General features: G+C 67.3%; 1 protein-coding gene. It reads right to left on the bottom strand.

Features of this window, described 5'->3' with window-relative positions; all coding sequences use genetic code 11:
* On the bottom strand, nt 1–245 hold a 245-nt coding region (locus C5N14_RS31600), incomplete at both ends, for a hypothetical protein (RefSeq protein ID WP_371685951.1).

The raw sequence follows: 245 nt of genomic DNA on the forward strand, positions 1-245 counted from the left end.
AACTCCACCGCACCCGACGACCAGTCCACATGCGACGACGGCTCGTCCACGTGCAGGGTCGCCGGCACCACCCCGTGCCGCATGGCGAGGACCATCTTGATGATCCCCGCAACACCCGCCGCCGCCTGGGTGTGACCGATGTTCGACTTCACCGACCCCAGAAGCAACGGCACATCCCGACCCTGCCCGTAGGTGGCCAGCAGAGCCTGCGCCTCGATCGGATCACCCAACGTCGTACCCGTGCC

Source organism: Micromonospora sp. MW-13 (assembly GCF_003434305.1).
Taxonomy (GTDB): Bacteria; Actinomycetota; Actinomycetes; order Mycobacteriales; family Micromonosporaceae; genus Micromonospora.